11 protein-coding genes are annotated in these 15367 nt (G+C 37.6%); 2 read left to right on the top strand and 9 right to left on the bottom strand.

Annotated elements, in window-relative coordinates; all coding sequences use genetic code 11:
* Nucleotides 1-150 precede the first annotated feature (150 nt).
* Nucleotides 151-1542 carry a GntP family permease gene (locus tag HMPREF0381_RS04990; protein WP_008750812.1) on the bottom strand — a complete coding sequence of 464 codons (1392 nt, stop codon included), beginning with the start codon at nucleotides 1540-1542 and terminating at the stop codon, nucleotides 151-153.
* Nucleotides 1543-1788: 246 nt separating this feature from the next.
* Nucleotides 1789-2232, bottom strand: a complete 444-nt coding sequence (locus HMPREF0381_RS04985; RefSeq protein WP_008750811.1) for a Dps family protein — start codon at nucleotides 2230-2232, stop codon at nucleotides 1789-1791.
* A gap of 385 nt (nucleotides 2233-2617) precedes the next feature.
* On the opposite strand from HMPREF0381_RS04985, the gene HMPREF0381_RS04980 reads away from it, so the two are divergent.
* The gene (locus HMPREF0381_RS04980; RefSeq protein ID WP_008750810.1) at nucleotides 2618-3484 is read left to right on the top strand and encodes a nitroreductase family protein; all 867 of its coding nucleotides are present in this window, start codon (nucleotides 2618-2620) and stop codon (nucleotides 3482-3484) included.
* Nucleotides 3485-3540: 56 nt separating this feature from the next.
* On the opposite strand, the gene uvrA is transcribed toward HMPREF0381_RS04980, so the two are convergent.
* From uvrA to gltS, 5 genes are all read right to left on the bottom strand, one after another.
* Nucleotides 3541-6360, bottom strand: coding sequence for an excinuclease ABC subunit UvrA (gene uvrA / locus HMPREF0381_RS04975; protein WP_040461163.1), 2820 nt, complete (start codon nucleotides 6358-6360; stop codon nucleotides 3541-3543).
* A 61-nt stretch (nucleotides 6361-6421) separates the two neighbouring features.
* Nucleotides 6422-6931: a shikimate kinase gene (locus HMPREF0381_RS04970; RefSeq protein ID WP_008750808.1), complete on the bottom strand. Its 510-nt coding sequence runs from the start codon at nucleotides 6929-6931 to the stop codon at nucleotides 6422-6424.
* A 36-nt stretch (nucleotides 6932-6967) separates the two neighbouring features.
* Entirely contained in the window at nucleotides 6968-8050 is a 1083-nt protein-coding gene (locus tag HMPREF0381_RS04965; RefSeq protein ID WP_008750807.1) for a phosphotransferase enzyme family protein, read from the bottom strand.
* Between the two features lie 2 nt (nucleotides 8051-8052).
* Entirely contained in the window at nucleotides 8053-10203 is a 2151-nt protein-coding gene (gnpA, locus tag HMPREF0381_RS04960) for a 1,3-beta-galactosyl-N-acetylhexosamine phosphorylase (protein WP_008750806.1), read from the bottom strand.
* A 138-nt stretch (nucleotides 10204-10341) separates the two neighbouring features.
* On the bottom strand, nucleotides 10342-12492 hold the full coding sequence (gene gltS / locus HMPREF0381_RS14505) for a sodium/glutamate symporter (protein ID WP_081457396.1): 2151 nt from the start codon (nucleotides 12490-12492) through the stop codon (nucleotides 10342-10344).
* A gap of 392 nt (nucleotides 12493-12884) precedes the next feature.
* Here gltS and HMPREF0381_RS16060 point away from each other — a divergent pair, with 392 nt between their 5' ends.
* A complete protein-coding gene (locus tag HMPREF0381_RS16060; RefSeq protein WP_242824391.1) occupies nucleotides 12885-13121 on the top strand; it encodes a hypothetical protein in 237 nt (78 codons plus the stop codon).
* Between the two features lie 19 nt (nucleotides 13122-13140).
* On the opposite strand, the gene HMPREF0381_RS04945 is transcribed toward HMPREF0381_RS16060, so the two are convergent.
* Together HMPREF0381_RS04945 and HMPREF0381_RS04940 are read right to left on the bottom strand one after the other, a co-directional pair.
* A complete protein-coding gene (locus HMPREF0381_RS04945; RefSeq protein WP_008750802.1) occupies nucleotides 13141-14115 on the bottom strand; it encodes a choline-binding protein A in 975 nt (324 codons plus the stop codon).
* A 122-nt stretch (nucleotides 14116-14237) separates the two neighbouring features.
* Nucleotides 14238-15152, bottom strand: a complete 915-nt coding sequence (locus HMPREF0381_RS04940; protein WP_242824390.1) for a hypothetical protein — start codon at nucleotides 15150-15152, stop codon at nucleotides 14238-14240.
* Nucleotides 15153-15367 lie beyond the last annotated feature (215 nt).

Below are 15367 nucleotides of genomic sequence, written 5' to 3'. Positions count from 1 at the left end.
CTTATCTTCTAAATTATTATTTAATACTATAAATATACCATATATACAAAATACTGTCAGCAATTAAAATAAGGCACAGACCTTACAAAAAATTAAATTTATAAAATCTGTGCCTTAAATATTTTGTCTGTTAATTTATATCAATTTATATCAATGTAGGAAAAGACTCAGAATCATTATCTCAATGATTCCCGCTATACCTAAAAACAGTGTACACATAGTCTGTGTCTTGTACCCTTTTTCAGGTGACATGGCACCGAAGTTTGTAACAACCCAGAAGTATGAGTCATTGGCATGTGAAACTGTCATAGCACCTGCACCTATAGCCATTGTTACAAGTGTAGCACTCATAGGACTTGCAAATCCAAGTGCCGGAAGCAGCGGTGCAACAATTCCGGCTGTGGTTGTAAGTGCTACTGTAGATGAGCCCTGTGCACTCTTTAAAATTGCAGAAAGTAAAAACGGGAACAACATACCCATTGTACTTAAAACCTCTGCATGATCTTTTATAAAGTTTACCATATCGGATGAAGCTATAACCTTTCCCAACACACCGCCTGCTGCCGTTACAAACAGTATCGGACCGACAGTTTTTAATGTCTCATTGGTTATATTATAGAATTCATTCATCTTACCTGTGCAATATAGTTGAAGTACACCAAAAACAGTACCTACTGCAAGTGCGATAATAGGTGTTCCTATAAATTTTAAAATATCCGCTCCGGTGCCGCTAATCTTCATCATTGAAACTATGGATGCAACAGCCATCAGCAGTACAGGCACTATAATAGGTGCCAAAGACATCAATCCGCCGGGCAACTTACCATACTCTGCAACAATTTCTTCGTATGTCTTTGTAATCTCATCTGAATCGGCTTCATCATCCGCTTTTACTTTCTTACCGATATACTTGGCATAGAAAAATCCTGCAATCAGCGGAAATACTGAACATACCGCACCCATTCCCATAACAAGCAACAGATTATCTCCTATTCCAAGTGTTGAAGCCGCCGCAATAGGTCCGGGTGTAGGAGGTATAAACACATGTGATATATACAGTCCTGCTGAAAGCCCTACAGTCATAGCTACAGACGACTCTGCCGTCCTCTTTACCAATGCTTTTCTGATAGGATTCAAAATAACAAATCCCGAATCACAGAATACCGGAATTGAAACTATCCAACCCATAAGTTCCACTGCCAGAACAGGGTTGCTTTTCCCCACAAGTTTGATAACCATATCCGCCAGTTTAAATGCCGCACCGGTCTTTTCCAAGATTGTTCCAATCAATGCACCAAGTATAATAACTATACCGATACTTGAGAATGTACCTGCAAATCCCGCTCCGATAACACTTGCCAGACCTTGTATCTTTGTTCCGTCTTCCAGAGTCTTGTCCACCAACGGAATACCTGCCACCAGCCCCAAAATAAGTGAGATACACATAATGGATATAAACGGATGTATACCCAGCTTTGAGATGGCAACTATCATAATGATAACTGCTAAAATAAACACGAATATAAGTGGTAAACCTGTCATAACAAAACCTCCTTCTCAAGACATATCGGCATAAACTCTTTGTACATTTCTTTTAATATTTATGCCATATTCCACTTAATAATATTGTAAACTTATTATAACACAATATGTGGCAAATGCAATTCATACAAATAAATTTATTTAAACCGAATAATATGATATATTCCTATCAATGTTGAAAATTCTTCATTATGCTAAAAAAACACAGCCGCTTTAACGGCTGTGCTTTGAGCATTTAATCAGTGTTTAATTTTGTGCGAATGCTTTTAACATCCACAGGGTCTTTTCATATTCTTTCAAATAGCCTGTGAAGATATCTGCGGTAACCACATCGCCTTCTTTATCAGCCAGCTCTACAATCTCCTTTGAGTCATGTATCCAGTACTCAACATCAATAGTAAGGATACGAACTGCTTCAGCTATATCAATAGCACCGTCCGGAAGCTCCTTAACCTTAGTAATCTCCAATGCTTCCTTAAGGTTTGCAACAGGCAACTCACCCATTGCAAGTATTCTCTCAGCTACCTCATCAATAATATCGGCTGTCTGATCATAATATTCCTCTAATTTTGCATGAAGGGTAAAAAATCCGTTTCCCTTCAAATTCCAATGCATATTATGTAACTTAATATACATGATCTCCTGATTGGCTAAATAAGCATTCATCTTTGCCAGTAATTCCTGTTTCATAAAATCTTCCTTTCTGTAAAACCTTACAAATCAAAATCCACTATGCAAGCTCTTCTATCGACCCCAACTTCCAAAAGTCAACACAAACTGTTGCAGTATTTGGAACTGACAGCCTCACCAAGAGACATTTGTATTATAACATGTTCTTTTGTTTAATCAATATTTTTACTGTAAATATTTTCATTCAATTATATACCTATATATATTTTTCAGTAGTATTTCTATTTTATTGTACACTTGGTTAAGAAGTTGGGAAACAAAATTTCTGTACAGATAAAACTATATTTTGTAAATATGAATATATAAGAGTTTGACCAATCCGGTTTTATTTCATATAATATATATAGTTTATTTTTAGAAATTTGTACTATGGAGGGATAAATGTATGAATTATTTAGAACTTATTGAAAGCAGAAACTCTATCAGAGATTTTTATAAGAAAAAAGTTGAACAAAACAAAACAGATGAGTTAATCAGCTTTTTTAACTCTGTACCGAAGCTTTTTGATGTCAATGCACAGATACTTATTGCAAATGATGATGATACTGCAAACAGACTTTTCGGTGTTGCCGGATATCGTGGAAATGCCTTTAATGCTCCGGCTTATCTTGTTATTCTATCTGAAGAGAAAGATAATTATCTTGTAAATGCAGGTTTTATGGCAGAAAATCTTATTTTAAAGCTTGAAGAGATGGGGCTGTCCTCCTGTTTTTTAACAAGTGATAACAGTGATATGATAAAGAAGGTTTTGCTTATCGAATCCGACCTGACTGTTGCCGGCGTAATTGCTTTCGGATACGGTAAGAAAGAAAGGGAAACTACAAAACTTGATATTCATTCACCTTCAAATGTAGGTGTAAGCAATAGAGCAGGACATATAGCTCCAAAGATTGCAGCTACAGCATTGGCTTTTGATAGCGACTTTAACACCCCCTATAATTTTGATGATGAATGCTCGGATCCGGTTATTGCTGATGCTGTATATGCCGCCAGTCTTTCACCAAGCTTTTTAAACCATCAAAATTATCGTTTTGTAATAAACGGAACCCACATATATTTATTTAACAGGTTTGATGAAATAGTTATAAAGAATGACAATTTATTAGGCCTTGGTGCTGCAATGTTTAACTTCTATATAATACTGTCATCAAAATATTCAGGAATCGGAAACTGGAGTCTTGATGTTTCAAATATTAAAGATGATTTTAAAAATCCAAGTGATTATACATTGGTGGCGGCTTTGGATATCTGAATTCGTATTATATAACTTAAAACACAGCCGGCTCACGGCTGTGTTTTAAGTTGTTGCTACAGATATTTTTTTACATACTTACCTGTATATGATTTTTCTATATTTGCTATCTCCTCAGGTGTACCTGTGGCTACCACTTCACCGCCGCCGGCACCGCCTTCAGGTCCTATATCTATTATGTAGTCTGCACATTTTATAACATCCAGATTATGCTCTATTACAAGTACTGTATTTCCGCTGTCTGAGAGTCTTCTAAGTATCTCCACAAGCTTATGTACATCTGCAAAATGGAGACCTGTAGTAGGCTCATCCAAGATATAAATGGTCTTTCCTGTAGCTCTCTTTGAAAGTTCGGTTGCAAGCTTTATTCTTTGTGCTTCTCCACCGCTCAGCTCTGTAGACGGCTGTCCAAGCTTGATATATGAAAGTCCTACATCATATAAAGTCTGTATCTTTCTTGATATGGTAGGCACATTCTCAAAGAAGGTTAAAGCCTCCTCAACAGTCATATCAAGTACATCATATATAGACTTTCCCTTATACTTTACTTCCAAAGTCTCTCTGTTATATCTCTTTCCTCCACACACCTCACATGGTACATATACATCAGGCAAAAAGTGCATCTCAATCTTTATAATACCGTCACCTGAACAGCTCTCACATCTTCCGCCCTTTACATTAAAGCTGAATCTTCCCTTTTTATAACCTCTCATCTTTGCATCCTGAGTAGCTGCAAACAGGTCTCTGATCATATCAAAAACACCTGTATATGTGGCAGGATTTGATCTTGGAGTTCTGCCTATCGGTGACTGGTCAATAGCAATGACCTTGTCAAGCTGTTCCACCCCCTCTATGGACTTATATTTACCGGGAATTGTATGGGCACGGTTCAGTTTCTTTGCCAGTGCCTTATAAACTATCTCATTTACAAGTGATGACTTACCCGAGCCCGATACACCTGTAACACAGGTCATCACTCCTGTAGGTATCTTTACATTTATATTCTTAAGGTTATTTTGTGCCGCTCCCTTTACTCTAAGCCAGCCTGTAGGAGTTCTTCTGCTCTTCGGCACAGGTATCTTTATCTCACCTGAAAGATACTTACCTGTAACGGAATTAGGATTTGCCATAATCTCTTTGGCACTGCCTGTTGCAACGACCTCACCGCCATGACTGCCCGCTCCCGGTCCGATATCTACGATATAGTCAGCTTCCATCATAGTGTCCTCATCATGCTCCACCACCAGTACCGAATTTCCCAAATCTCTCAGATGTTTCAAAGTGGCAAGCAGCTTATCATTATCCCTTTGATGGAGTCCTATACTCGGCTCATCCAGTATATACGCCACTCCTACAAGCCCTGAACCTATCTGGGTAGCAAGTCTTATTCTTTGTGCTTCACCGCCGCTAAGAGTACCGGTTGCTCTTGTAAGACTTAAGTAATCAAGTCCGACATCTATAAGAAAGGTAACTCTTGCTCTGATCTCCTTTAAAATAAGCGAGCCTATAGCTTCCTGCATCTTTGTAAGTTTTAAACCGTCTATAAAGCTTCTAAACTCCGTTATGGACTCATCTGTAGCATCATATATATTCTTATCTCCCACAGTCACTGCAAGCGCTTCCTTTTTTAGTCTCTTACCGCCACAGCTTTTACATGGAGCAATTCTCATATACTGTTCATACTCTTCCTTTGCACTCTGAGAATATGTCTCCCTGTAACGCTTTTCCATATTCTTTATCAGTCCTTCAAAGATTACCGGATATACTCCGCTTCCTCTTTGACCTGTATAGGCTACATCCACCTGCTCACTAGTACCGTAAATCAGAATATCATGTATCTCTTTAGGATAATCTTCAAAAGGTGTATCAAGACTGAACTTAAACTTCTCTGCCAAAGCCCTAAGCATCGCATTACTGAAGCTTTTCTTGTCATTGCTGCTTTGCCATCCAAGTACTACTATCGCTCCTTGATTGATAGAAAGCGACTTGTCGGGAATCATAAGGTCTTCATCAAATTCCATAGTATAACCAAGGCCTGCACAGTCAGGACAGGCTCCGAAAGGATTGTTAAATGAAAAAGTCCTTGGCTCCACCTCATCAATAGAGATTCCACAGTCAGGACATGCAAAATTCTGTGAAAACTTAATAGGTTCCGCGCCTATTACATCAACGGTGGCATAGCCTCCGCCAAGGTTTAATGCAGCCTCAAGCGAATCCGTAAGTCTCTTTTCTATATTCTCCTTTACTGAAAGTCTGTCTATTACAATATCAATACTGTGTTTGATGTTTTTTTCTAAGTTAATCTCCTCACTCAGTTCATACATATTTCCGTCAATCAATGCACGAACATAGCCTGATTTTTTCGCACTTTCAAGCACCTTTTCATGTCTGCCCTTTTTGCCCCTTACTACCGGTGCAAGTATCATAAACTTTGTCTTTTCAGGCAGAGTAAGTACTCTGTCCACCATCTGGTCAATACTCTGTTTGTATATCTCCTTGCCGCAACTTGGGCAATGCGGTATTCCAATCCTTGCATATAGCAGTCTAAGATAATCATATATCTCAGTAACTGTTCCTACAGTAGACCTCGGGTTTCTGTTTGTGGACTTTTGGTCTATTGAAATCGCAGGTGAAAGTCCCTCTATGCTCTCCACATCCGGTTTTTCCATCTGACCTAAAAACATCCTCGCATATGAGGACATTGACTCCATATATCTTCTTTGTCCCTCGGCATATATGGTATCGAACGCCAAAGAGGACTTTCCCGATCCGGAAAGCCCTGTCAAAACCACCAATTCTCCTCTTGGTATATCCACTGATATATTTTTTAAATTGTGCTCATTGGCACCTCTTATCTTTATATATTTAGTTTCCATTAAAATCTCCATCACTGTTTAAAGTATTCGAACATACTTTCGTAATAGTATATACTGGATTTTAACTCTCGTCAATAATGGACATTATTTTTTTTACACAGTCATCTACACTGCCGTCATTACCTACAATATAGTCTGCATACTTTTGATACTTCAAGATTCTGCTCTCATACATCTCCCTCAACTCATCCTTTGTCTTTGTCTGTGCAAGAGGTCTGTTTTTATCCGACTTTATCTCCCGATATATGCTGTCAAAATCTCTTACAAGACATATGATAATACCGCTCTTTTGTAGAACCTCACCATTTCTGTCAAAAGTAAGCATTCCTCCACCGGTTGATACCACTCCGCCTTTCATATCAGCAGTCTTTTTAGCAATATCATATTCAAGGTCTCTAAAATAATCTTCACCGTATTTTTCAAATATGGCAGGAATGCCAAGGCCGTAAGTCTCTACCAGAAGCTCATCGGTATCAACATAATCAATATTTAATTTTTTTGACAATGCCTTTCCTACAGTGGTCTTTCCGCTTGCCATAAAACCGCATAAATAAATTTTTTTATCCGACATCTTTAATCCCGTTTCGCTATAGATTTATTAGAATTACTAAATATATTTTTCTACAACCTTTTTCATCTTATCCATATTTGACTCCATATCTGAAATCAACTTCATTTGAGTCCTTGCCCTGTCAAGGTTATGATTCTCCCTTGAAATCTTAAAATACTTATCTCCCGCTATATAGTCTCCCAAAAATCTGATACCGCATTCATAAGTCATCACAACAGCCGCCATAGGCAAAAGTTCTATCTCTCTTTTATTTAAGCTGTTGCCGCAGGCCTTCAAAAACCCCTCACTAAAAGCCTTAAAAAGTTCAATATCAAGGCCTACCTTTGATAAATCCCGCTCATCTTCAAGTCCTTTATTTGCCCCGAACCTGATGGCATCTCCAAAGTCAAAATCAGCAACTCCGGGCATTATAGTATCCAAATCTATTACACATAGCGCCTTTTTGGTATGCTTATCAAACAGGATATTGTTGAGTTTGGTATCATTATGTGTCACTCGCAGAGAGATTTCTTTGTTTTCTATAGCTTTATTAAATATCCGAGTATACTCTTCTCTCTCTTTGAAAAATTCTATCTCTTTTTGTACATCGCATGCTCTGCCAAGCGGGTCTTCACATACCCCGTTTATAAAAGTTTCATATCTTTTTTGTGTATTATGAAAATCCTTTATAACCTCACTCAGTTTCTCAACCGGAAAGTCGGATAACATATTTTGAAAGTTACCGAAGGCAAAACCCGACTCATAAAACTCATTTGCCGACTCCACTTTCTCATAACATACCGTATCCTTTATAAAGTCATAAGCTCTCCAAATATCACCGTCACTATCCTTATAAAAGTAATTTCCGTCATTTGTATCTATAAGATTTAGAGTCTCACGGGTATAATCTCCACCTCTTTTTATTATCTTATCTTTTAAAAACGAAGTCACAAGATATATATTTTCCATAAGTTTTTCCGGTTCTTTAAAGATTGACCTGTTTATCCTTTGCAAAATAACCTCTCTGTTGTTGTCATATTCAAGCAGATAGGTATCATTTATATGACCGTTACCATATTCACAATCTCCTTTTAAGTTACCGATACTGCTGTACTGCTTAAGAACTTCTGCTAAAGCCATAATTATTTTTCCTCTATCTCAAACCATTTTATCTCATTTGGAGCCAATTTAATATGAAAGCTGCTTTTATCTCCCCTATATATAACACTCTCCTGTTCACTATATGTATTGTTTACCGCACAGAACTTATTATTCTCAAGGTAAGCATTTACTTCTACATTTTCATTACTGCTAAACCACTTGTAAATATCCTCTTCACCATGTGAAGCCCAAAGTATTGCTCTGTATAACAATCCGGTATTTTTAAGACTGTATGGCAGACCGCTTATATATACACATCTGCCGCTTTCACATTCTTTTGCGGAAAGCTCTACAAACTTACCCTTCTTTGCCAAAATATCGGTTCCTTCAAGTGCATAAATCTGATGTTCTCTGTCTCCAAAATCTATATCACCGTCTATACCCTCTGTTATAAAATGTGATTTTACCTCAGTATTGTACTTACCCCTGCCCAGTGTAAATCCGTTTTCAAGCTCTACACCAAGTTGAGCGGCAAGCTGTAAAATCCTTCCCTGATAAGGATATCCGCTCGGTTCTCCGATTCCTATAAAGCCCCCTCCATTACAGATAAATTCTCTGATTGTGGATAAAATCAGCTCATCCTTCCAGTATCTTCCACCACATTGTCCTGTTTGAGCATCACCTATATTTATAATCACATCAAAATTTTTGAGTATATCATTATTTTCTATTATATCGTCAAAGCTTATAAAACTTACATCAAAAGGCGCACCGCTTAGCGACTCTATTACACCTGCATATGCTTCATTTTCCTTGTGATATATGGCATGATGTACCATATGATTGCCCCATGCCTTATATCTTCCCCAACTGCTTAAAATTGCAACTTTTTTAATAGAGTATGCCTTGCATCCTTTGATATTTTTATATAATTCTCTAAACTCCTCACATACCGACTTTGTATAATCAATAAAATCCGGAAAATCCAAAGTCAACTTCAAATAGCCTCCATAGCCAATCCTGTCCACAGGTGCTCTAAGTATTGCCCTTCTGGCCGTTATCCAGTTTTTCATAGCCTCTTTTACAGGGTCACCGCCCGGATGGAAAGTATCAGGGAAAAAGTAAGGCAAAAGTCTGCCCTCTGTATACTTTACTCCCTTAATATCACTGATGAGTCTAAGCGTCTGACCGTTGCCGACACTTCCGACCACGGCATCCAAGCCGATACTTTTAAAATCATCCATATAAGGCTCAATGCCGATCCAATGATCGCCCAAAAACATCATGGCTTCCTTACCGTACTCATGTACTATATCCGCCATCTCTTTTGCAAGCTTTGTCACTTCTCTTCTTTGGAAGTCTATAAAATCAAAGTATTCCTTACTTGGCACTCTGTAGGTATTATTCATATAACCTTGATCTATTATATATTCAGGCCTGAATCTGTATCCTGCTTCTTTTTCAAATTGCTCCAATATATATGGGCTTACAGATGCGGAATATCCATACCAATCCACATACTTTTGTCTTGCAAGCTCATCAAATATCAGTGTGAACTGATGAAAAAATGTTGTAAATCTGATTACATCCACTTTCGGATGATTTTCCAAGAACTTTCTCAGTCGTTTCATTGAATATTCACGGGTCTTGGGTTGACGTACATCAAAAGTTATCTGTTTTTCAAAATCTTTCCAACCATTGGTTATTGCATTGTACATATGTACAGGATCCCATATGATATATGCCAAAAAGCTTACTGTATATTCATGATATTTCTTTGATTTGATTACCACTTCACCGTCTTCATAATGCCATTCCTTACTCCCAAGCGACCTGCCAAGAGTCCTGTCCATAACCTCCCACCATCTCTTTATATCATCATGGTCATTTACTTTCAGCAAGTCCTTATGTAAACCTTCCATCAGATTAATTCTGAGAACGCTGTCATCCGCCATATGAAAGTCGGTCATCACATACATCTGCTGAACTTCATCAGGATTTTTCTTCGCCCATTCGTTATCTTTTCTGGTTGTATAGTATGTGGCATAAATTTTCGCATCAAGCTCTTCTATTTCTTTCGGCATATCTGTACCGTCACAGTCTCTGACGGCATCAGCTCCCCAAAGCTTCATGATCTTCTTTGTCTCTTCAATTATGTCTACATCCGTAGGTATTGTTACTCTCCCTTTCAATATTTAACCCCCTTAAGTTTTAAATAGATTTTTACCACAGTGTTAAATCAACTATAATAGTTTAACACAAAAAATTCAACTGAAATCTTAACTAATTTATACTAAAATAATAAAGGCTCCCCATCGGAGAGCCTCTTTTTAGCCTAAGAAATTTATAAAGAATGTAATTGTAAGACTGTTTAAAAAGTCTGCAAACATACTTCCGACTATCGGTACAAGTAGAAATGCCTTTACTGAAGGCAAGTACTTCTCTGTCACCGCCTGCATATTTGCCATTGCATTCGGAGTTGCACCCATACCGAAACCGCATGTTCCCGCTGCAAGCACCGCAGCATCATAGTCACTGCCCATAAACTTAAAAACCACAAATCTTGCAAACACAAACATAAGTACCGTCTGTCCTGCCAATAAGATAAACAGCGGCAATGCAAGTGCCGCCAACTGCCAAAGTTTAAGCGTAATCATTGCTACACCAAGGAATAATGACAAACATATACTTCCAAGGTCATTTATCTCACCCATATGTATCCTGAACTTATCAGTATACTCACTTATATTTCTCATTATGGCTGCCACTATCATAGAACCGATATATACAGGGAAGGTCATGCCTGATTTTGAAAGCACAAAGGATATAACCGTTCCTATACCCATTGCAAGTGTAAGCTGATATACCGCCGGAGCATACATAGAAACCTCTCTCCTATGTTTTATCTCCTCTTCTACAAGCATACTGTCATCCTCATATACTGCGGTATCTGTAAGATTCTTCTTTTTTATCAGACTGTTTGCAAGCGGTCCTCCCATCAGTGAACCTGCCACAAGTCCGAATGTAGCCGCCGCTGTAGCAAGTGTGGTCGCACCGTCTACATTCATATCCTCAAGCAAAGGTCCGAATGCTCCTGCCGTACCATGTCCGCCAATCATAGGTATTGAACCTGTACACATACCTATAAGCGGATTTATACCGATTGCTTTTGAAAGTCCTACCGCCAGAGTATTCTGTAATATTATAAGCAAAAGTACTAAAATCAGGAAAATAAATGTCCCCTTTCCACCGCTCTTAAGCACTTTCATATTTGCCTGAAAGCCTACAGAGGTAAAGAACATTACCATACAGACATTCCTTAATGTCTCATCAAAATTTATCTCCAAAATACCGAACGCATACAGTATACAGAATATTATGGCAAATATCATTCCGCCCACCACCGGAGCCGGAATACAAAATGTTGTTAAGAATTTTATTTTTTCTTTCAGCATTACACCTATAAAAAGTGCAAGTACGGCTACCGCCACTGTCTGATACATATCAAGATTTAAAGTCTTTCCCGCAGAAGTCTCAGCCTTAATTTCAGGCTTTACCCCTGTTATACCGTTGTCACCGTACCACTTGGCCGCCGCTTTGTGGAAAGGTGCATCAATACTGTCCAATGTGTTTTCATCAAACATATTTAAGGTATTACCTGAAATCTTACTAAAACTTTCATGATGTTTCTTTAATAAATTTAAGATTGTATCAATATGACTTGCACTGACATTTTCATTTGCTACAAGTACCGCCATTACACCTACAGTTGTAATATCCTTGTTGATACCCTTATAAGTTCCGGCTTTTATTGTTGTTACACTGTATCCGTCATAGCTGTTTTCCAAGAATCTCACAGCTCTGTCATCCAGTGAGAGTATATCAATAGGCACATTGGCATCTGCAAGCTCTGAAACAGCCTTTGTCGGTGTAGCCGCTGTTACAAAGAATGCGTCTATCTCACCGTTTTTTAAAGCTGTTGCGGCATCGTCAAATGACAGATATCTTACATCGATATCATTGACAGTAAGTCCATAAGCTTTCAATATATTTTTTGCATTTTTTAATACACCTGAACCCTCTTCACCTACCGACACTCTAAGCCCTTTAAGATCCTCAACAGACTTTATCTGTAGTTTTTTATTAACTACTATCTGATAGTTCTCAGTATAAAGTCCTGCCACCGCCTTGGTCTTCTTTACCGGATTGCCTTCAAACTCTCCCTTACCGCCAACGGCATCTGTAAGTGTATCATTTTGTACAATTGCCATATCTACTATATTATTTTCAATAAGTCTGATATTGGCTGCCGAACCTGCACTAATCTGGATGCTTATATCCATATCGCTTTCCTGCTTTGCTACATTCTTCAGTGCATTGCCATAGGCAAAGTATGTTCCGCCTGTTCCACCTGTTGCCAGATGAATATTGTTGTTTTCCACTTCCTTTGAACACCCTGTTGCAACCAGTATTGTAAACAACAGTACAAATATTATTCCTAATTTTCCTATCCTTTTAATAAATATCCCTCCTTTTCATAAAACATAAAGAAAAGGGCAGCTTATGCCACCCCCTTAAAATCACTGTCATATAAAGACGAAGAGTATTATACAGAAAATATAGCATTTCGTCAAATGCCTTAACCGGTGGAACCAAACGCCTGCTTTTCAGCACGATATCTCCTGAAAAACTGCAGATTTTCTGTGCATGGCAGGAGTCATCGCCTTTAAATCATACCGGAAGTGCCAGAATGAAATATATCCCATTATTTCTGTACTCATTCCGCCGGAATATAGAAATCAGCTACTATGAACAGAAAACTTTCCGGTCACTATGCAACTATATGGTGCGGAGCTACAAAGGTATTGAGATGATGGTTAATCTGATTAATGTTGCCTATTGTGTGATGAGGCTATTGCCATATCAAGATAAAAGATTTTATAATTACAGGGATAAAAGCGTGCAGGATTTCCGTTTTGTATTAAATGAAGGCATACGTCAACAGGTATTTTTTGCCATTTTCATGCAAAATATCGAAACCGGAATAAAATTATCATCGGTAAAAAATGCCTTAAAAGAGGCGGTTTTTAAGCATGCACATTATTTATAAAGTTGTAAAGTGGTGTATATCAAATTACATCACAGGATCTGTTATAAGCTTCTATTCTTTTCTCCAGTGCCGTATATCCTCCATTAACTATCTTTGTAACTCTATCCACTGTTATATCCGGTTCATTTTCTATCAGGGAGTTCAGCTTTTTAAATACACTCCAAAACCATCCGGCAGACTCCCATGCATAGTTTGCGGCTACATATTCACATCCCCTGTTTAATATTTCATCATCACCTACATATTTTGCAAATTTATAGTAGGCATCCTTCCATGTTATCTGTATATAACCTGCTCCACGGTATTTTGCACCGTCACCCTCCATCGCAGGACTTCCCGGCACATTATTGTACTCTTTAAAATCTCTGTTGCGAAAATACTCCTGAGGTGAAGGGAATTTAGAACTGTGCCTTTCAAGTAATATCTCTCCGCATCCGCTCTCCACACAGCATTGTGCAAGAAAATGTCTCAGACTGTTTTTATCTGTAATACCATACTCCGACAGAGCTGCATTTAGTTTAAGCAACATATTATCAGTAAGAAGCTTTTCCCTCCAACCCAAATCAAGTAAGTTTCTTTTTGTCACTATGTTTTTAATTATTCCGCAGACTCCGCTTCTTTTTACATAATACCAATTTCCGTCCCACTTTATTTCACCCCTTGTAGCCATAGCACCATCAGAACCCAGATAGTAGTTATTTCCGTCCCTTCCCTTTCTCATCTGCGATACAGCCATCTCTCCATTACTTCTAAGATAATACCATTTCCCCACACTGTCCTGTGCCCAATCTGAAACAAGCATCTCTCCATTACTTCTAAAAAAATACCATTTAAAACTTTTAGGATCCTGCAACCATCTGTTTGCAACCATCTCACCATTATCAAGCAAGTAATACCACTTTTCCTTATCCTTTACCCAGCCCTTTTTCATAGAACCGTTCGTATCATAGTAATACCATTTTCCTTTATCCTTTACCCAGCCCTTCTTTTCCATAAAACCCTCCTGGTCTATTATAAATCCGTACTGTTATAAAACAATGATTTTTAGTACATAACAAATATTTTAACCGTTATTACTCTTACTTTGGCAAAATATCATTTTTATTTCAGTATCTTTTATTTCAGTACCTTAAATGGAATATCTTTTTTCCTTGGTCTCAAAACACCGTTATTAATTTCCAAATTTCCATAAGACTCCGATACAACAATTTCTCCGTTTTTCTGTTGCCCTGCAATCACTTCCACATTACCATTGTTCTGCCTTATAAACATATCAAGTGAACCTGTCTGTTCATATTGTGTTTTGCATAAAATCACCATTTCTTTCGAATTATACTTAAAAGCGGACAATGTTATGATATAGCGACCAAAACCATATCCCAGGCGTGTGATTAATTCGTCTTCCCCGTCAGAATCTATATCAGAGACTACAAATTGATCATAATTGACTAATATAATATTTTCGTATTTATCAATTATAAGCTTTTTAGGGTGAATTTTATCTGTATAAACATAAAAACCTCGTAAACCTAATTTTTTAGTGGCCTCATAAATATCATATTCAGAAACAGCATATATTACATCATCTGATAAATACTCTCTTATAATATTTTCATATTTTTTGATATATTCAGATGAATTATCTTTTTTTCCGTTATAATAATCAATAACAACTTCCCGGTTCCCCACATCATCTATTTTACTGTCTGTTATTACAAGACCGTCAATTCCGTTAAAATAAATAGAAACAGGAGAATCCGATGTTGACGATCTTAATACCTGCCAATTGCCTTCTTTTAATTCTTTATAATATTTCTCAAGGTTTTCGCTGTCTGTTGTTATTAAATTAATCTTATCTTTTGTACTGTTTATAATTTCACATGAAATTTCCGGAACCGGAAAATCAAAATCATCCGGCTTTAATGTGCATTCAAAATTATCTGTTGAAATATCGCTTGTCTCCAACACATCATAATTTTGCACCTCTTTTTCATATACAATACTTCTACATCCTGACATTATAAGTGCCACACAAAAAATACATATGAATCTCATATCCGCTCACTCACTTTCGTGAACTACCCATAGTCTAAAGCCTATGGGCTTCCTGCTTCGCTGACCTCGCAACCTACTATCTCCACAGGCGTTAATTCGGGCAGTCCCTGCCCTATCATTTTTATTATACTACTTGTCTTAATCCTTCTTCCAATATATTTTTTGCTGCATTGATATCTCTATCATGTTTT

Source organism: Lachnoanaerobaculum saburreum DSM 3986 (assembly GCF_000185385.1).
GTDB lineage: Bacteria > Bacillota > Clostridia > Lachnospirales > Lachnospiraceae > Lachnoanaerobaculum > Lachnoanaerobaculum saburreum.
This window is presented reverse-complemented; position numbering and strand designations above follow the sequence as displayed.